Source organism: Pseudorhodoferax aquiterrae, from assembly GCF_014652235.1.
GTDB lineage: Bacteria > Pseudomonadota > Gammaproteobacteria > Burkholderiales > Burkholderiaceae_C > Pseudorhodoferax > Pseudorhodoferax aquiterrae.
The window spans coordinates 276,259-294,778 of sequence record NZ_BMYK01000004.1 but is presented as its reverse complement, the minus strand read 5'-3'; the positions used below and the strand labels follow the sequence as shown (position 1 = coordinate 294,778).

The window sequence follows — 18,520 nt, the reverse complement described above, 5'->3', positions numbered from 1 at the left end:
CGCCCTCAGCGCGTGCCGCCGTCCAGCACGCCGAACCACTCGGCCAGATCGCCCGCCAGCCGGCGCAACCGCAGGTGGGCCTCGGCCTGCTGCCAGGTGTTCTCGATGTCGCGCTGCTGCACGCCGAAGCGCCGGTCGTACTGGTCGATCAGCTGCATCAGGCTGCGCCGGCCGGCGTCGAACTGCAGCTCGCTGGCGCGCACCACCTGCTCCCAGCGCTGGCGCTGTTGCGTCAGCTGCGGGGCGGCGCTGGCGGTCTGGCGCGCCTGCGCGCGCGCGGCACCGGCGTCGGCCTGGACCCCGTCGCGCACACGCTGCAGTTCCGCCTCGGCCAGCGCGGCGCGGGCGCGCAGCTCGTCCTGGCGCGCGCGCGGCGCACCGCCCAGCGGCACCTCCCAGGTCAGGCCGACGGACCAGCCATGGCGCTGCGAGGTGGTGGGCTGGGGATCGGTGCGGTCGTACAGGCTGCGGCGCAGATCCAGGTCCAGCCGCGGCAGGTACTCGGGCGCGATGCCGGCGATGCGCCGGCGCGTGCCGGCCACGCGCGCCGCGGCGGCCAGCCATTGCCCGTTCTGCCGCTCCGCCTGGTCGGCCCAGGCGCGCGGCTCCAGCTCGGCATCCACGGGCGGCAGCGGCGCATCGGCCACTTGCAGCGCCGCGCCCTCCCGCAGCCCCAGCAGCACGGCCAGCCGGGAGCGGGCCGCCTGCTGCTCGGCCTCGATGCCCTGCAGCGCGAGCTGCGCATCGATGCGCGAGGCCTCGGCGAGCTGGGCGTCGGCCTCCGAGGCCTTGCCCAGCGCGGCCTGGCTGGCCACGCGCGCGGCCAGCCGCTCGACCTCGCCCAGGCGCTGGCGGGCCAGACCGGCCAGGTGCTGGTGGCGCAGCAGGCTGAAGTAGGCGACGGCGATGCGCTCGCAGGCCTCGTCCAGTGCCTGCAGCAGCTCGGCCTCGGCGGCGACGGCATCGAATGCCTGGGCCGCGATCTGGCGCTGGTCCTCCAGGCCGTTGAACAGGTTCCAGCGCAGGAAGGCTTCGCCACGCCGGGTGCTGCGCTCGAACACGAACGGCGGGTCGCGGTCGGAGCTGCGGCCTTGGGTCAGGCGCAGACCGGCGCTGGGCCAGAGCCGGCCGTCGGCCTGGCGCTGCTGCGCCTGCGCGGCCTGGGCCTTGGCGCGGGCACCCGCCACCTGCGCATCGCGCACCAGCGCCTGCTCGAGCGCACGTGGCAGGGTCCACACGCGCTCGTCCTGCGCCATGGCCGCGCCGGCCAGCCAGGCCAGCCACAGCGCCGCCGCCACCAGAACGCGCCTGGCCATCAGCGCTCCTGCAGGGCCGTGCCCAGGGTCTTGAACACGGGCTTGAGCAAATACTGCAGCACCGTGCGCTGGCCGGTCAGGATGCTGGCCTCCACCGACATGCCGGGCTGCAGCGCCAGCCGCTTGCCGCCGTGCTCGAGGTGGTCGTTGGCGGCCACGAGCTCGACCTCGAAGTAGGGCTGCTTGTCGTTGTCCAGCAGCACGTCGGCGCCGACGCGCGCAACCGTGGCATCCAGCGTGCCGTAGATGGACGCGTCGAAGGCCGCCACGCGCACCCGGGCCTGCTGCTGCGCATGCAGGAAGCCGATGTCCGCCGGGCCGACCCGCGCGCTGATGCGCAGCGCATCGTCGTGCGGCACGATCTCCAGGATGGGCGCGCCGGCGCCGGCCACGCCGCCCTGCGTGGCGATCAGCACGCGGTTGACCACGCCGTCCATGGGCGAGAGCAGTTCGCGCCGCTGCAGCCGGTCTTCGCGCCCCTGGACCTGCGGCGACAGTGTGCCGAGCTTGCCCTCGATCTCGGTGCGCTGGAGGCCCCACTGCGCGCGTGCACGCGCCGTCAGCTCCGCGCCCTGGGCCCGGGCCTCGGCCAGTGCGGCCTGCAGGCGCGGCAGCGACTCGTGCAGCGCCGACAGCTCGCCCTTCTGGGCCAGCCAGCGCTGCTGCGCCGCCAGGTAGTCGGCGCGTGCGCCGGCGCCGGCCTGCAGCAGGCGTTCCTCGATCTGCAGCGATTCGCGCGCGGAGGCCTCGGCCGCCTGCAGGCTGGCGATGCGGGCATGCGCCTCCTGCAGCGCGGCGGCGCGCGCGCGCACGGCTTCGGCGGTGGCGGCCTGGCCGGCCTGGTGCTCGCGCCAGGCCTCTTCCCACAGGCGCCGTTCCTCACGCACCAGCGGCGCGGCCTCGGGCTCCAGGCCGGAGAAGTCGGGCGTGCGGCCGGCCAGCAGCGCGTCGAAGCGGATGCGCGCGGCCTGCAGCGCGCGGCGCGTCTGCAGGCTTTCGCCGAGGTCGGCCGCGTACTGGGCACGGTCCAGCTGGGCCAGGGGCTGGCCGCGCACCACGCTGTCGCCGGCCTTGACCAGCAGCCGGTGCACGATGCCGCCTTCCAGGCTGGCCACTTCCTGCACGCGGCTGGGTGCGACGACGCTGCCGCGGGCGTTGACGGCCACATCGATCCGGGCCAAGGCCATCCAGACCAGCGCAACGACGCAGAACAGGGCCAGCGCGGCCACCAGCACCAGGGCCAGGCGGCGCGGCGTGGTGTCCAGGTCGGCGGGGCCGGCCAGGGGTCGGGTATCGCTTGCCATGGCGGTCTCAGCCGGCGGCCTGCTGGGGGGACGGAACGGCCCCGGCGTTCTGCGCGAGCGCGCGCAGCACCTGGTCGCGCGGGCCGTCGGCCACGACGCGGCCGCGGTCCATCACGACCAGGCGGTCGACCAGCGGCAGCATGGCCATGCGGTGCGTGACCAGCAGCAGCGTGGTGTCCGGCAGCGCACGCAGCTGGCCGATCAGGCGTTGCTCGGTGGCCGGGTCCATCATGGAGCTGGGCTCGTCCAGCAGCAACAGGCGCGGCCGCGGCAGCAGCGCCCGGGCGATGGCCACGGCCTGGCGCTGGCCACCGGACAGCAGTTCGCCGCGTTCACCGACCTGGGTGTCCACGCCGGCGGGCAGCTGGGCGAGTGTTTCGTCCAGGCAGGCGCCGCGGATGGCAGCCAGCAGCGCCGCGTCGCCGCCGTCGGTGCGGCCCAGTTCGATGTTCTCGCGCACGGTGCCGTGGAACAGCGTGACGTCCTGCGGCACGTAGCCGATCTGGCGCCGCAGGCTCAGCGCGTCGAGCTGGGTGGTGACCAGATCGTCCACCAGGACGCTGCCGCTGGCGGGCTGGTGCAGGTTCAGCACGAGCTTGAGCAGCGTGCTCTTGCCCGAGCCCAGCTTGCCGATGAAGCCGACCCGCTCGCCGGGCCGGATGCGCAGGCTGAGCCGGTCCAGCAGGGGCGGACGCTGCGGGTAGGCGAAATGCACCTCGCGCAGTTCCAGCGCGCCGCGCAGCGGCGGCGCATGCAGCGTGGCATTGGCATCGTCGGTGGCGGCGGCCATGATCTGGTCGGTGGCCTGCAGCGACAAACGGGTCTGCTGCCAGCGCACCATCAGGCTGGCGATCTGCGCCACGGGCGTCAGGGCCCGGCCCGACAGCATGGTCACGCCGATGAGCTGGCCCAGCGTGAGCGCCTGCTCGCCGATCAGCACGGCGCCGGCGGTGACCAGCAGCACGCTGGACAGCCCCATGGCCGAGGTCGAGAGCGAGGCGCCCAGGTTGACGAGTTCGCGCGTCTTCAGGCTGCTGTGGGCGATGGCCACCGTCAGCTGCTCCCACTTGCGCCGGCTCCAGGCCTCCGCGCCCAGGGACTTGACGGTGTCCAGCGCGTTCATGGTCTCGAACAAATGGGCCGTGCGCTGCGCGCCTTCGCGCGTGGAGGACATGACCTGGCGCGCCAGCGGCTTTTGCAGCAGCCAGGCGCTGGCCAGCATCAGCACGATCATGGCCAGCGGCACCAGCACCAGCCAGCCGCCGATCAGCACGATCAGGCCCAGGAACAGCAGCAGGAACGGCAGGTCGCCCAGCACGGCCAGCGTGCCGGCGGCGAAGAAGTCGCGCACGGATTCGAAGTCGCGCACCAGGTTGGCCAGCACGCCGCCCGAGGCCGGCCGCGTGGCCGCGCGCAGGCGCAGGCACTGCGCGAAGATGGCCGAGGACAGGGCCAGGTCCATGCGCCGGGCGGCTGATTCCAGCAAGCCGCTGCGCAGCAGCTTCATGACCAGCTCGAAGCCCAGCAGCAGCACGGCCGCCAGCGTGAGCACCCACAGGCTGCCCAGCGCGTTGTTGGGCACGACGCGGTCGTAGACCGCCATCGAGAAGAACGGGATCAGCGCGCCGAACAGGTTCAGCGCCAGCGTGCCCAGCAAAGCCCAGCCGAAGATCCAGCGGTTGCGGCCGAACACGTCCCAGAACCAGCGCCGCGCGGACGGCAGGGTGTAGAGCAGGCTGCGCTGGTCGAAGAACAGCGCGGGGCGCACGGCGTGCCAACGCGCGCCGGGGCACTCGGCCTGCAGCTGGGCCCCGCTCAGCCAGTGGCTGCCCTGCACGTCGGGCACATGGCATTCGAAGCGCTCGCCCTCGCGCTGCAAGGCCACCAGCACGCGGCCGTTGTCGCCGCGCACCAGCGCCGGCAGCATGGTGGCGCGCACCTCGCCCGCAGACAGTGGCGTGCAGGCCAGGCCGGCACGCGCGGCGCAGACGGCCAGCAGGTCGTCGATGCCGCCGCTGCCGCGCGCGGCCTCCAGCAGCGTGGCGCGTTCGATAGCGCTGCCGAAGTAGCGCGCCAGGAAGGCGATGCCGTCCAGCAGAGCCGTCTCGGCCGGCACCGCCGCCTGGATCATGGGAGGAGGGTTCATGGCATGGGTGCACGCCGGCGCTGCCGGCGGCACGAAATGAGAATGCCGCCGCCCGGGGCGGGGCCCGTGCGGCGGCGGCGGGCCCGGCTTCAGCCGCCCACGGCCAGCGAGGCCTCTGCGTGCTTCATGGCTTCGGCGATGGCCCGCTGCGCCTCGGCCGCGGCATCGAAGCCGAGTTCCGCGGCAGCCAGGCCGGCCTGGCCGCTCAGCGTGCCCGCACCGAAGGCCTGCTGCAGCAGCGCGTCGTCCACGCCCAGCAGCTCGCCCATGGTCGGCAGCTCCACGCCGGCGGCCAGCGCATCGGCGGCGTCGACGTTGAAGTACACGTCGGTCATGTCCACCACGCTGCCATCGGCCAGGCTGGCGCTGCTGCGTTCCAGGTGCAGGTTGCCCTGCGCATCGAGGAAAGGCTGCTCCACGTAGTCCACGGTCAGCGCGGCGATGCCGGCATCGGCCAGCGTGCGCAGCTCGCCGGCGTCGGTCTGGCGGTTGCCGTCGGCATCGACCCAGACGCGCAGCTCGCCGAAAGCAGCGTCGCGGCCGTCGACCAGGCCGTCGCCATTGCTGTCGAAGCTGGCCAGCTTGGCGAAGCCCGCGCCCTTGGCATTGCCGCCGAACAGCTCGCCTATGTCGTCGATGCGGCCGTTGCCGTTGCTGTCCACGGCCAGGAAGCCGTCGCCGCCGGAGATCCAGCCCGAATGCACGGGGCTGCCATTGCCGAACAGGTCGAAGCTGGCGTCCGAGGCCTGGCGTGCCACGGTCTGGATGCCGTTGCCGTCCAGGTCGAGCACGATGGGCGTGATGCCGAAGTCGCGTGTGAGGTCGATCTGGCCCTGCGCCAGGTAGAAGCTGTCGGTGCGCCCCTTGAGCGCCCCGGAGTTGTAGACATCCGAGTCGCGCGTGTCGTCGGTGCCGACGTCCTTGGTCACGTAGGCCTGGCCGGCCGCGCTGACGTACTTCTGGTAGTAGGTGCTGTAGTACGTCGCGTTGGTGTTGTCGAAAGTCAGGTAGTAGTTGCCGGCGTTGACGCCCGTGAACAGGTACTTGCCGTCGGTGCCCGTGTAGGTGGTCTGCAGCAGGGCCCCCGTGTCGGCATCGTGCAACTCCACCTTGGTGTTGACCACCAGGTACGGCTTCGTGGTTTCGTTGCTGTCCTGCAGGTTGTTGTGGTAGCTGGCGCCCGCGCCGTAGTCGAACCAGACGAAATCGCCGATGGCCCCGGTGCCGACGGGGCGCTGCACCACGCCCGCATCCACGGTCAGGTCGCTTTGGCCGATGCCCAGCGTCACGGTGTGCGAGACGCCGCTGAGGTTCACATCCGAGTCGGTGGCGTCGTTGGTGCCTGCGTTGGCCGTCGTGAAGTCGTAGCCGGCCACCGCGCCGAAGGTCACGCGGTACTGGCCCGCAGCCAGGTTGCTGAACAGGTAGTTGCCCGTGCTGTTGGTGGTCGTCGTGCGGCTGATGTCGTCGGCCGTGCCGAACACGCCGTCGGCACCGGCGCCGGCCAGCGTCACGGTCACGCCGGCCACACCGGTCTCGCCCGTGTCCTGCACGCCGTCGCGGTCCGTGTCGTACCACAGCCGGTCGCCCAGTTTCGCGGTGTTGGTCTCGCGCTGCACGATGCCGGCGTCCACCGTCAGGTTGGACTGGCCGATGCCCAGCGTGACGGTGTGCGAAACGCCGCTGGCGTTCACATCCGAGTCGGTGGCGTCGTTGGTGCCCACGTTGGCCGTCGTGAAATCGTAGCCGGCGACGGAACCGAAAGTGACGCGGTACTGGCCCGCAGCCAGGTTGCTGAACAGGTAGTTGCCCGTGCTGTTGGTGGTCGTCGTGCGGCTGATGTCGTCGGCCGTGCCGAACACGCCATCGGCACCGGCGCCGGCCAGCGTCACGGTCACACCGGCCACGCCGGTCTCGCCCGTGTCCTGCACGCCGTCGCGGTCCGTGTCGTACCACAGCCGGTCGCCCAGGCTCGCGGTGTTGGTCTCGCATTGCACGATGCCGGCGTCCACCGTCAGATCGGACTGCCCCATGGCCAGCGTGACGGTGTGCGAGACGCCGCTGGCGTTCACATCCGAGTCGGCGGCGTCGTTGGTGCCCACGTTGGCCGTCGTGAAGCCATAGCCGGCCACCGCGCCGAAAGTCACGCGGTACTGGCCCGCAGCCAGGTTGCTGAACAGGTAGTTGCCCGTGCTGTTGGTGGTCGTCGTGCGGCTGATGTCGTCGGCCGTGCCGAACACGCCGTCGGCACCGGCGCCGGCCAGCGTCACGGTCACACCGGCCACGCCGGTCTCGCCCGTGTCCTGCACGCCGTCGCGGTCCGTGTCGTACCACAGCCGGTCGCCCAGTTTCGCGGTGTTGGTTTCGCGCAGCACCAGGCCGGCGTCCACCGTCAGGTCGTTCTCGCCGATGCCCAGTTGCACCACACCCGTCGCGCCGCTGGCATTGGCATCGGAATCAGCGGCGTCGTTGCTACCGCGGTCCGCCGCGGTGAAGGCGTAGGTGGTGCCCGCATTGAAGCTCACGCGGTACTGGCCCGATGCCAGGTTGCTGAACAGGTAGTTGCCCGTGCTGTTCGTCGTCGTGGTCCGGCTGATGTCGTCCGCCGTGCCGAAGGTGCCGTCGGCGCCCGCGCCCGTCAGCACCACGCTGATGCCGGCCACGCCGGTCTCGCCCGCATCCTGGACGCCGTTGCCATTGGCATCGAACCAGACGCGGTCGCCCAGGCTGCCCAGCTTGGGGTCGAAGGTCATGCGGTTGGGGGTGAGGTCGAGGTCCTGGCCGTTGCAATTGGCGGTGCCGCCGTCGTCGCGCACCTGGAAGTCGAAGCCGACCGGCCCCGCCCCCGCGGCCGGCGGCCGGTACACCAGGGCGCCAGCGCGGATGTCCTGCACCGAGACCTCGGCACCGGCTGCCAGGGCCACGCCATTGAGCAGCAGCTGGCCGGAGGTCGGCAGGGTCGTCAGCACGACGGACTTGAATTGGTTGCCCTCCACCGGGTCGTGGAAGCCGAAATCGGACTCCTTGAGCACATAGCCCGCATCGTCGGTCAGCGCGATGGTGTGGTCCGTGCCTTCGGGCGCATCGTTGACCGGCAGGACCGTGATGTTGACGCGCACCGTGAAGGTCTGTACCCCGACCTCGACCACCAGGTTCAGGCTGCTCAGGCTGCCGTACCAGTTCGCCTCGTTGCTGGCGGTGATGGTCATGCCGCTGCCATCGGCGCTCAGGCGCACCAAGGACGTGGGCGCCGGGGAAATCGTTCCGTCCGGATTGGTCACCAGCGCCTGCGTCACCGTCACCGGTGCCGTGGGCGTGTAACCGGCCGCGACGAGCAGGTCCACCAGGCTGAAGGTCTTGTCCGTGTCTTCACAGACTTCGACGCTGGTGGTCAGGTTATTGGGGGCTCCCATCAAACGCTCCTCTCCCGCCCGCACTGCGGCGCAGGACGATGTTCAAACACAATGGAATTCAAATGGCGCAGGGGTGGCGAGCACCCCCGCGCGCCGGGTGGGCAGCGCACGGCGCGCCGTGCGCGCGGTGCAATCAGCCCCGGTCGATCGTCTTGCGGCGACGCGATGCCCATCCCAGGGCGACCAGGCCGACGCCACCCAGCACCAGGGCGTTCGGCTCGGGGACCTCGCCGCCACCCGTGCGCACGGCCTGCAGCAGATCCTGCTTGTCTTCCGAGATCCAGGAGATCAGCTCGTACTGGCCCTCCTCGTAGGGATCGGTGCCATTGGCCACTTCGTCCAACATCATCAGGGCCGCAGCGCCTGCGCCCGCCAGCCCGGTCACGAAGCCGGTCGCATCGCCCTGGCCGAGCAAGTCCCACAGCGCCAGCTGAAAACCCACGGCATTGACGGCACTGGTGAGGGATTGGCTGTAGAAGCGGTCGTACAGCTCCTGCACGTCGGCACTGGCGTTGAAGCTCACACGGGTGTAGTTCTGCGTGCCGACCTGGTCGACCGATTCCATCATCTGCAGGCAATAGGCCACGAAGCTGTCGTATGGCGCGCCGACCGGCGTGGTGTTGGTGACGCTCCACTGCGCGACTTCGCCTTGGTAGCCCGGCGCCTCGGCCAGGGTCGTGTACCCGTTGTTGACGTCGACCATCAGCACATCGGCCTGGGCGGCGCCTGCCATGCCCGCCAGAGCCAGGGCCGCGAGCAGCATTCTTGGACGAAATTTCATGGGTTCCTCGTACTTTGTTGTATTGGTTCAAAAGCTGAAGCAGATAGCTCGGCTCCCGATCCCCGGTCTCAGCGCTGCCTCCCCCGATGACCTCAGCGCTGACGAAACGCGCACCTTTGGTACACAATTTTTACGGCCAATGAGAGGGGTGCGAGTTTTTCACTTTTAGTGTTCCATTTGTGTGTTTTGTATTCTTGAAACCGGTCTAAATTTTGTTTCAAGTTGCATACGAACTATGCGCTGGTGACGGGGAGTCCGTCCTCCATGGCGACCAACGCGACCTCAGCCGACGGGGCGAGCGAGGCAGAGCAGCGATGCGGGCGGCGACGGCTGGCGGGCAGCCAGGCACCGGCTGCGACCGTTCGACAAGCGGGAGAAAGCGGCCACGCCGGCCTGTGGGCCTGGCGCCCTGGTCAGCCTAGGCCGTGCGCGGCGAGCTTCTGGTACAGCGCCGCGCGCGAGATGCCGAGCGCGCGCGCCGCGGCCACCTTGCTGCCGCTATGGGCCTGGAGTGCGGCGGAGATCGCCAGACGTTCCGCCGCGAGCAAGGCCTCGGCAAGCGGTTGCACCGCCGCGTCGGCGGCAGGTTCCGGCACGGGCGCGGCCGGCGGCGGCATCGCTTCGGGCCTGGGCGCGGGCAGCGCCGCGGCGACGTGCGCAGCGTCCAGGTGCGGTGTGTCGCTCTGCAGCAGCGCTGCGCTCCAGCGTGTTGCGCAGCTCGCGCACGTTGCCCGGCCAATCGTGCCGCCGGAGCAGCGCGAGGCCATCCGCGTCGATGTCGACCGCCTGCCCCATGCGTGCCCCGATGTCCTCGAGCAGGTGTTCCACCAGCAGGGGCAAGTCGTCCAGCCGCTCGCGCAGCGGTGGCAGCCGCAGTGCGAGCACGGCCAGCCGGTAGTACAGGTCGGCGCGGAAGCGGCCCTCGGCCACGCGTTGGCCCAGGTCGAAGCTGCTGGCCGCGATCACGCGCACATCCAGCCGCAGCAGGCGGTTGGCACCCAGCGGCTCGATCTCCTGCTCCTGCAGCACGCGCAGCAGCTTGGGCTGCAGGGCCATGGGCATGTCGCCCACTTCGTCCAGGAACAGCGTGCCGCCGTCGGCGAGCTTGAACTTGCCGTCGCGGCCGCGGCGGTCCGCCCCGGTGTAGGCGCCCGGGGCGACGCCGAACAGTTCCGCCTCCAGCAAGGATTCGGGGATGGCGGCGGCATTGACGCTGACGAAGGGCCGCGCCGCCCGGGGCGACACATGGTGGATGGCATGGGCCAGCAGTTCCTTGCCGGTGCCGGTCTCGCCGCACAGCAGCACGGTGGCGTCCAGTTGTGCCGCACGCCGCGCCTGGCGCTTGACCTCGTTGGCCGGCGCCGAGGTGCCAAGAAAGCTGGCCAGGCTGTAGCGTGCACGGCGGTTGTCGGCCAGCTCGCGCTCGGCCGCCTGCAGCCGCATCTGCAACTGCTGCAGCTTGGCCATGACGGGCTTGAGTCCGTCCACCCGCTCGTACAGCACGAAACCGATGGCACCTACCACCTGGCCCTGTTCGTCGCGCAGCGGCAGCCGCGTGACCACCACGTGTTCCGCCCCGAGCGGCATGATGTCCACCAGGATGGGCTTGCCGCTGCGCGCGACTTCACGCAGCGCGCTGTGGGGAATGATCTCCTCGATCGGCCGGCCCAGCGCGGCCCGGGCATCGTCCAGGCCGACCTTGCGCGCGTACTTGTCGTTGATCCACGCCACGCGCGCCTGCACATCGACGGCGACGGCGCCTTCGCACAGATCTTCCAGGCGGTCGAACAGCGAGCGGATCGCCAGCGTGCGGATGCTGGCGGCGCTGTGGCCCAGAACGCCGTCCGGCCAGGCTTCGGTGTGCGCCGCTGCGGTCATGCGTCCCCTCGGGCTTTCTCATTGAATCTGCTCTCTCGTGCGGCGCGGTCGACCGACCGCCGCAGTATGTCCAGAGGACTGTACACCGCGGCCAAGCACTGTCCACGAACGCGTACATCGACCACGCGAAAGCTGCCGTTCGTGGCTCCAAACCTGCGGGTTAACCCGAGGTTTTGGGCTGGCACAGGTTTCGCACAAGGGGTCGGGAACGCTCACCCCACTCGGAGACATTTCCCATGCTTGGCATCGTTGGCATCTTTGCGTCCCTGGCGCTGCTCATCTTCCTGGCCCACCGCGGCTGGAACGTCATCTTCATTGCGCCCATCTGCGCCGCCATGGCGGTGGCCTTCAACATCGGCGACCTGCCCTTCTTCGCCAGCTACACGCAGATCTTCATGCCGGCGCTGGGCAGCTACTTCGCCACCTACTTCCCGCTGTTCCTGCTCGGTGCGGTGTTCGGCAAGCTCATGGACGAGTCGGGCGCGGCGCGCGCCATCGCCCACCAGATCGTGCGCTGGGTCGGCGGCGAGCGCGCCATCCTGGCCATGGTGCTGGCCTGTGCGCTGCTGACCTATGGCGGCGTCTCGCTGTTCGTGGTGGCGTTCTCGGTCTATCCGATCGCGGCCTCGCTGTTCCGCGAGGCGCAGATCCCCAAGCGGCTGATCCCGGCCGCCATCGGGCTCGGAAGCTTCACCTTCACGATGGTGGCGCTGCCGGGCACGCCGGCGATCCAGAACGCGATTCCGATCCCGTTCTTCAAGACCACCATCTACGCCGCGCCGGGCATGGGCCTGGTGGCGGCAGTGTTCATGTTCGCCACCGGCATGCTGTGGCTGTCGCGGCGCACCGCCGCGGCGCGCAGGGCCGGCGAAGGCTACGGCGATCACAAGGAGGAGTTCGCCGCGGTGGACAACGCCAACCTGCCTTCGTTCTTCCTCGCGCTGCTGCCCATCCTGCTCGTGATCGGCCTGAACTTCCTGCTCTCCAAGTACGTGATCCCGGCCTTCGACCACAGCGAGCTGGCCACGGCCAAGTTCAAGAACATCGACCTCAAGAAGGTGCTGGCCATCTGGGCCATCATCGGCGCCATGCTGGCGGCCTGCGTGGTGCTGGCGCTGACGAACCGCCAGCGCATCGCCGACCTGCAGGGCGCCATCAACAAGGGCACGCTGGGCTCGCTGCTGCCGATGGCCAACACGGCCTCCGAAGTGGGCTACGGCGCCGTGATCGCCGCGCTGGCGGCCTTTGCCGTGGTGCGTGAAGGGCTCAAGGCCGTGACCTCGGACCCGGTGATCTCGCTGTGGCTGGTGGTCACCGTGCTGGCCGGCATGACAGGTTCGGCCTCCGGCGGCATGAGCCTGGCGCTGGGCGCCATGGGCGAGTACTACGTGAACGCGGCGCAGGCCGCGGGCATCAACCCGGAGATCATGCACCGCATCGCGGCGATGGGCTCGGCGGCCATGGACATCCTGCCGCACAACGGCGCGGTGATCACGCTGCTGGCCATCTGCGGGCTGACGCACCGCCAGTCCTACTTCGACCTGTTCGTGGTGGGCAGCCTGACGGCCTTCGCCGCCAGCATCCTGGTGCTGGGCCTGTACCTCACTGTGGGGGTGTTCTGACCATGGCACACCTGATCCGCCTGCTGTGGCTGGCCACGGCCCTGCTGGCCGGCAGCGCCCGCGCCCAGGCCCTGCCGGAGCTGCGCCTGCTGGCGGCCGAGCTGCCGCCCTACACCTACCAGGTGCCTTCGGCCTCGGTTTCGGCCGATCCCGGGCCCGGCCGTGGCGTGCTGCACGCGCTGGTGCAGGAGTTGGCCGGCCGTGTCGGCCACTCGGGCCGCATCGAGTACCTGCCGTGGTTCCGCGCCCAGGAGATCGCACGCCAGGGCCCGCGCGTGGGCATCCTGGCGCTCACACGTTCGCCCGAGCGCGAGCCGCATTACCGCTGGATGGTGGAACTCATGACCGACGACCTGGTGCTGGTGGGCTCGCCCGGCGTGGACGTGTCGGACCTCGCGCACGTCCGGGACCGGCCGGTCGGCGTGCTGGAGTTCTCCGGCGCCGAGGCGCTGGTGCGTTCGCTGGGCTTCGCCAAGGTCTCGCCGCAGCGCGAGGAATGGATGAACGCCAAGCGCATGAAGGACCGGCGCATCGACGCCTGGATCGCGCCACGCGCCATGGTCGTGCATGCCGTGCGCGAAGTGCGCGGCAACCTGGACGTGCTGCAGTTCGGCCAGGTGATCCGGCCCTCGCGGCTGTACCTGGCCACTTCGCCCGACGTTGCACAGGACGAGGCCGCCCAATGGGAGGCGGCCTGGGCTGCGATGCAGGCCGACGGCACGGCCGCGCGCATCGTGCGCGCGCAGCTGCAGGCCGAGGTGGACCCGGTCGAGGACCACAAGCGCCGCATCCGCGAAGAGCCGTTCAACTGAAGCGCGCCGCACCACAAGGAGACTGAGCATGCATGACCCGGTACAAGCTGCCGCCCCCGCGCAGCGGACCAAGATCGTGACGGCCGCGCAGGCCGTGCGCCTGATCCGCGACGGCGACACCGTCGCCACCGGCGGCTTCGTCGGCATCGGCTTCGCCGAGGAGATCGCCATCGCGCTGGAGGAGCCGTTCCTCGCCTCCGAGGACGAGCATCCCCAGGCCTACGGCAAGCCGCGCAACCTCACGCTGGTCTACGCGGCCGGACAGGGCGATGGCAAGCACAAGGGCCTGAACCACCTGGCGCACGAGGGCCTGGTCAAGCGCGTGATCGGCGGGCACTGGGGCCTGGTGCCGGGCCTGCAGCAGCTGGCCGTGTCCAACCGCATCGAGGCCTACAACCTGCCGCAGGGCGTGATCTCGCACCTGTTCCGCGACATCGCGGGCGGCAAGCCGGGGCATCTGTCCAGCGTGGGCCTGGGAACCTTCGTCGACCCGCGCCATGGCGGCGGCAAGCTCAACGAACGCACCACCCAGGACATCGTGCGGCTGATGCCGATCGACGGGCGCGACTACCTGTTCTACCAGGGCTTCCCGATCGACGTGGGCATCATCCGCGGCACCACCGCCGACCCGGACGGCAACATCACGATGGAGAAGGAGGCGCTGACACTGGAGGCGCTGGCCATCGCAATGGCCGTGCGCAACTCCGGCGGCACCGTGATCGTGCAGGTCGAGCGCCTGGCCGAGCGCCACGCGCTGCCGGCGCGCCAGGTGAAGATCCCCGGCGTGCTGGTGGACTGCGTGGTGGTGGCGCGGCCCGAGAACCACTGGCAGACCTTCGCCGAGCCCTACAGCCCGGCCTTCAGCGGCGAGCTGCGCGTGCCGCTGGCCGGCACCGCGCCCATGGCCATGGGGCCGCGCAAGACCATCGCCCGGCGCGCCGCCCTGGAGCTGCAGGCCAACAGCGTGGTGAACCTGGGCATCGGCATGCCCGAGGGCATCGCCGAGGTCGCGCACGAGGAGAAGGTGATCGACCTGTTGACGCTGACGGCCGAGCCGGGCGTGATCGGCGGCGTGCCGGCGGGCGGGCTCAACTTCGGCGCCGCCGTCAACACCCAGGCCATCATCGACCAGCCCTACCAGTTCGACTTCTACGACGGCGGCGGGCTGGACATCGCCTTCCTGGGCCTGGCCCAGGCCGACCGCGAAGGCAACCTGAACGTGAGCCGTTTCGGCCCCAAGCTGGCCGGGGCGGGCGGCTTCATCAACATCAGCCAGAACGCCAAGCAGGTGGTGTTCGTGGGCAGCTTCATGGCCGGCGGCACGAAGAAGTTCGTGCACCAGGTGGAGCACCGCACCTTCAGCGGCCGCATCGCCGTGGAACGCGGCCAGCGCGTGCTGTACGTGACGGAGCGCTGCGTGTTCCGGCTCTGCGCGCAGGGTCTGGAACTGGTGGAGATCGCCCCCGGCGTGGACCTGCAGCGCGACATCCTGGACTGCATGGACTTCGTGCCCGTCATGCACGCCCCGCCCGCGCCCATGGATGCGCGCATCTTCGCGCCGGCGCCCATGGGCCTGCGCGAGGGCATGCTGGGCCTGCCGCTGGAGCAGCGCTTCGCCTACGACGCGGACAAGAACCTGCTGTTCGTGAACTTCGAGGGCCACACCGTGCGCAGCTTGGCCGATGTGCAGGCCATCCGCGAGCAGGTGCTGCGCCGCGTGGCGCCGCTGGGCCGGCGCGTGGACGTGGTCGTCAACTACGACCATTCCGCGATCCTGCCCGACGTGCTGGACGCCTATTCGGAAATGGTGCGCGGCCTCGTGGACCAGCACTACGCGAGCGTGGCGCGCTACACCACGAGCGGCTTTCTGCGCATGAAGCTGGGCGATGCGCTCAAGCGGCGGGGCGTGGCGCCGCACATCGTCGAGAGCGCGGTGCAGGCGCGGACGGCGGTGGCGGGGCGGGGTTGACCGAAGCGGCGCAGGCCGCCGCAGGCAGGCCGCGCCGCCTCACTTGGTGCTGGATCGCTCGGTCGCGGCCTTCGTCGACCGGGCCGCTGTGACCATGGCGCGGCGACGCGTGGTTTCGGTATCGAGGATCAAGCGACCTTGCAGCCGCCCCTTCAGGCGCTTGACGCTGCTGGCCGCGTCCTGCATGTGCTCGACCATCCGCTGGCGCACGCGGTCGGCGTCCCGCGCCCGCGCGGCATGCAGGATCTCACGGTGGAACGCGGTGTTGCGCTCGCCGAACCTGCGCGATTCGGCCTGGGGCGTGCGGTTGCCGAACACCGTCAGTTCGCGCAGCATCTCGTTGATCAGCTCGCAGGTGAAGCGCAGGAAGGGATTGGGGTTGGCGGCGGCCAGCAGGTCGTGGAAGTTCATGTCGTCGCGCCGCTGGCTCACCAGGTCCTCGTGGCCCTGGTTCGGGTCGCAGCACGCGATGCTGTGCTCGAGCGCGTCGAAATCCGCTTCGGTCAGGTGCGGCACCGCGCCGGCCGCCAGCTCCGGCTCCAGGGCCATGCGCACCTTGTAGATGTCGTCGATCGAGACCTCCTTGAAGAAGAGGTAGTTCTGCATGAACTGCAGCGTGCGCGTGAGCGGAACCTCCGCGATCGTGCCGCCACCCGAAGGCCCGGTGGAGATCGTGATCAGGCCCTGCACCTCGAGCGACTTGAGCGCCTCGCGGATCGTCCCCTTGCTGACCTCGAACTGGACCTGCAGCTCGCTCTCGCGCGGCATGCGGTCCCCGGGCTTGAGGTTGCGGTCGGTGATCAAGCGCTTGATCTCCTCGGCGACCAGATCGGATCGCTTGAGCTGCTTGATCGCCAGGGTGGACGGTTGCCGTGATGCCATGGATGGATTGTCCGACATGTCAAGGGGCGCCATGCCCGGCCCCGCGGGGGTTCAAGGTGGTGCGGGGCGTGCACCGCGTTCGTGCGCATGCCATCCGCCTAGGGTTTGCACGCATCATATTTGTTCTATTTATACCTATAAATAGGACCATAGCGGTCCAGGCCGCTGGCATGCCTCGTGCGAAAGAGTCGAGGTCCCTTGAGCCCCATGAATGGAACCCCCATGCAACGTCGACGTTTCCTCTCCCTGCCCGCCCTGGGCGCCGTTCCTGCGGCGCTCGGCCTGTCGTCCACCGCCTGGGCGCAGGCCAAGGACCAGATCCAGCTCGGTTGCCCGGTGCCGATGTCCGGCCCGTTCGCGGCCAACGGCAAGTTCGCCGACCTGGGCATGCGCCTGGCCGTGGAGCAGTACGGCAAGGTGCTCGGCCGCCCCCTGGGCTACACGGTGCTGGACACCGAGGGCAAGCCCGCCACGGCGGTGCGCAAGGTGCAGGAGTCGGCCCAGCAGCAGGGCATCCGCTTCTTCGCCGGCGGCATCCTGTCGTCCGAGACCCTGGCCATGGGCAAGGAGGCAGAGAAGGCCGGCGGCGTCCTGATCACGACGGCGGGTGCGGACGAGATCACCGGCAAGGACTGCAACAGCGCGACCTTCCGCTGGTCGGTGCCGACCTTCGGTGCCATCGGCCAGACCGTGCGCCCGCTGATCGACCTGCTGCCCAAGGCCAAGCGCTGGTACACGATCACGCCGCAGTACGTCTTCGGCGACGGCCTGCTGTCGGCGGCCAAGGACATCTTCAAGGAGAAGGGCGTCGAGCACGTCGGCAACAGCTACCACTCGCTGAACGAGAAGGAGTTCAGCGGCTACCTGACCAACGCCATCGCGGCCAAGCCCGACGTGCTGCTGCTGCTGAACTTCGGCGCCCAGTCGTCGGACGCGCTGCGCCAGGCCATCAGCTTCGGCATGAACAAGCGCATGGCGATCCTGGTGGCCTGGGCCTCGGGCCTGGAACAGTTCGAAGCACTGGGCGCCGACACCTGCGACGGCATCTACTTCGGTGCCCAGTACTGGCACACGGTCGACTCCCCGCTCAACCGCGAACTGGTCAAGCGCACGGCCGACAAGTTCAAGTCCAGCCCGAACTACTCGCTGGCCGGCTCCTACGTCTGCACCCGCCTGCTCATCGAGGCCATCAACAAGGCGGGCTCCGTGGAGCAGAAGGCGGTGGTGGCCGCGCTCGAAGGCATGAAGTACCAGGGCCTGACCGGCGACGAAGAGGTGCGCAAGGGCGACCACCAGGTGATCAAGGACTACTACCTGCTCAAGGGCAAGGCCAAGGCCAAGATGGCCAACAAGGACGACTTCGTGGACGTCCTGAGTTCCGGCAAGTCCTTCCTGCCCGTGAACCAGACGGGCTGCACGCTGGGCTGACCGCCCCACCTCCCGCCACGCAGGCCACTGCCGCCGCGCCGACCTGTCGGGGCGACCCGGCGGTCTGCGCCCGTCGTCCACGCGCTTTCGTGAACCCACCCGTATGAGCATCTATCTCTTGCAGACGATCAACGGCATCGGCATCGGCATGCTGTATTTCCTGCTGGCCGTCGGTCTGTCCATCGTCTTCGGCCTGCTGCGCTTCGTGAACTTCGCGCACGGGGCCTTCTACCTGCTGGGCGCCTACTTCTGCTTCCAGCTGACGCGCTGGGGCGTCAGCTTCTGGGCGGCCCTGGTGCTGGCACCGCTGGCCGTGGGCGCGCTGGGCTGGTTCACAGAGAAGCTGGTGCTGCGCCACGTCTACGCCAAGGCCCATGAGTTCCACATCCTCGTCACGGTGGGCATCGCGCTGGTGGTGCAGGAGCTCGTGATCCTGCAATGGGGGCCGCTGGGCGACAGCGTGGCCGTCCCCGAGCTGCTCGACGGCGTCGTGATCTGGGGCAGCTTCATCTACCCCAAGTACCGCCTGTTCGTGATCGGGTTCACGGCCGCGCTGGCGGTGCTGCTGTGGTGGGTGCTGGAGGGCACGCGGCTGGGCAGCGCCGTGCGCGCGGGCAGCGAATCGACCGAGATGGTCTCGCTGCTCGGCCTGAACGTCTACCGCATCTTCAGCCTGGTGTTCGCGCTGGGCGCGGCCACCGCGGCGCTGGCCGGCGTGCTGGCCGCGCCGATCCGCGGCGCCGAGCCGTTCATGGGCATCGAGGCGCTGGGCGTGGCCTTCGTGATCGTGGTGGTCGGCGGCATGGGCAGCTTCTCGGGTGCGCTGGTGGGCGGCCTGCTCATCGGGATCATCCAGAGCCTCATGAGCACGGTCTGGCCCGAGGGCGCCCGGCTCATGATCTACGTGGCCATGGCCGCGGTTCTCCTGCTCCGTCCCCACGGCCTGCTGGGCCGTCCTGCCTGAACACC

At 69.9% G+C, this 18,520-nt stretch carries 11 protein-coding genes and 1 pseudogene; 5 read left to right on the top strand and 7 right to left on the bottom strand.

All coding sequences use genetic code 11. The features are described 5' to 3' along the window. Positions 1-5 precede the first annotated feature (5 nt). From IE209_RS09330 to IE209_RS09305, 6 genes and pseudogenes are all read right to left on the bottom strand, one after another. Positions 6-1,316 (bottom strand): TolC family protein, encoded by a 1,311-nt coding sequence (locus IE209_RS09330; RefSeq protein WP_189686667.1) that lies wholly within the window; start codon positions 1,314-1,316, stop codon positions 6-8. Then, positions 1,316-2,620 carry an HlyD family type I secretion periplasmic adaptor subunit gene (locus IE209_RS09325; RefSeq protein WP_189686666.1) on the bottom strand — a complete coding sequence of 435 codons (1,305 nt, stop codon included), beginning with the start codon at positions 2,618-2,620 and terminating at the stop codon, positions 1,316-1,318. The genes IE209_RS09330 and IE209_RS09325 overlap by 1 nt, the downstream gene beginning before the upstream one ends. Before the next feature lie 7 nt (positions 2,621-2,627). Further along, positions 2,628-4,766, bottom strand: a complete 2,139-nt coding sequence (locus tag IE209_RS09320; protein ID WP_189686665.1) for a type I secretion system permease/ATPase — start codon at positions 4,764-4,766, stop codon at positions 2,628-2,630. Between the two features lie 89 nt (positions 4,767-4,855). Continuing rightward, positions 4,856-8,179 (bottom strand): SdrD B-like domain-containing protein, encoded by a 3,324-nt coding sequence (locus tag IE209_RS09315; protein ID WP_189686664.1) that lies wholly within the window; start codon positions 8,177-8,179, stop codon positions 4,856-4,858. 133 nt (positions 8,180-8,312) lie between these two features. Beyond that, positions 8,313-8,960 (bottom strand): PEP-CTERM sorting domain-containing protein, encoded by a 648-nt coding sequence (locus IE209_RS09310; RefSeq protein ID WP_189686663.1) that lies wholly within the window; start codon positions 8,958-8,960, stop codon positions 8,313-8,315. Positions 8,961-9,373: 413 nt separating this feature from the next. Next, positions 9,374-10,838: pseudogene (locus IE209_RS09305) on the bottom strand (sigma-54 interaction domain-containing protein). 236 nt (positions 10,839-11,074) lie between these two features. Here IE209_RS09305 and IE209_RS09300 point away from each other — a divergent pair. Genes IE209_RS09300 through IE209_RS09290 form a run of 3 tightly spaced genes read left to right on the top strand, consistent with a single transcriptional unit; the run spans position 11,075 to position 15,241 of the window. Then, positions 11,075-12,460, top strand: a complete 1,386-nt coding sequence (locus tag IE209_RS09300; protein WP_189686662.1) for a GntP family permease — start codon at positions 11,075-11,077, stop codon at positions 12,458-12,460. Between the two features lie 2 nt (positions 12,461-12,462). Continuing rightward, positions 12,463-13,272 (top strand): transporter substrate-binding domain-containing protein, encoded by an 810-nt coding sequence (locus IE209_RS09295; protein ID WP_189686661.1) that lies wholly within the window; start codon positions 12,463-12,465, stop codon positions 13,270-13,272. Between the two features lie 28 nt (positions 13,273-13,300). After that, positions 13,301-15,241, top strand: coding sequence for an acyl CoA:acetate/3-ketoacid CoA transferase (locus IE209_RS09290; protein WP_189686660.1), 1,941 nt, complete (start codon positions 13,301-13,303; stop codon positions 15,239-15,241). Positions 15,242-15,280: 39 nt separating this feature from the next. On the opposite strand, the gene IE209_RS09285 is transcribed toward IE209_RS09290, so the two are convergent. Then, a complete protein-coding gene (locus tag IE209_RS09285; RefSeq protein WP_189686659.1) occupies positions 15,281-16,123 on the bottom strand; it encodes a FadR/GntR family transcriptional regulator in 843 nt (280 codons plus the stop codon). 222 nt (positions 16,124-16,345) lie between these two features. Between IE209_RS09285 and IE209_RS09280 the strand changes: the two genes are divergently transcribed. Next, positions 16,346-17,551, top strand: a complete 1,206-nt coding sequence (locus tag IE209_RS09280; protein WP_189686658.1) for an ABC transporter substrate-binding protein — start codon at positions 16,346-16,348, stop codon at positions 17,549-17,551. 103 nt (positions 17,552-17,654) lie between these two features. Then, positions 17,655-18,515 carry a branched-chain amino acid ABC transporter permease gene (locus IE209_RS09275; protein ID WP_189686657.1) on the top strand — a complete coding sequence of 287 codons (861 nt, stop codon included), beginning with the start codon at positions 17,655-17,657 and terminating at the stop codon, positions 18,513-18,515. Positions 18,516-18,520: the final 5 nt, after the last annotated feature.